1 protein-coding gene is annotated in these 570 nt (G+C 36.5%); it reads left to right on the top strand.

Features of this window, described 5'->3' with window-relative positions:
- Positions 1-570, top strand: a 570-nt coding sequence (locus N1032_RS26875; protein ID WP_259543738.1) for a hypothetical protein, incomplete at both ends; no start/stop codon positions are given.

The raw sequence follows: 570 nt of genomic DNA, 5'->3' as shown, positions 1-570 counted from the left end.
ACGATTCGGTTGGGCAGATAGATGATGGATCATATCAATATCTATTAAATCAAGTTCAGGTTCTCAATATTACAACAGCTCCAGTTAAAGAAGACATTCTTAACTCAGGAGTTCGTTATGATATTGTTATTGCAAAATGGGTATCTGATGCTACAAGTGTAACGGTTACTGATGCTCGAGAATATGTGGAATCTAAATCTACATATCTTGCCCCAGTTGGATATGCTAGTGTAATACATTCTGGAGATGGAAAAGCTGTTACACTAACCAAAGCTGGTGGAGGTAACTGGTCGCTAACTGTAAAAGGACAAGCCATTAAACCTGTATCTGTATTTGATCACAACAAAGTAGATGTAGTAGTAAATAATGATGGACCTAGCATCAAGATTACTAATAAAAGTAAGAATCCATTATTATTGAAACATTCATTAGTTTGTGCTATTGGTAAAAATACAACAGCTACCCCATACAAATGGAATATAAACAGTATTATTGCTTCACGAGGTGTTGTTGGTGATACTAACTATGCTGGTACAGACATGGATAAGCCACCAGGACAGGGAGTAGTTC

This window comes from Herbiconiux daphne, from assembly GCF_024979295.1.
GTDB classification, from domain to species: domain Bacteria; phylum Actinomycetota; class Actinomycetes; order Actinomycetales; family Microbacteriaceae; genus Herbiconiux; species Herbiconiux daphnes.
The sequence above is the reverse complement of the archived record's forward strand: the minus strand, read 5'-3'. Positions and strand labels throughout refer to the sequence as shown.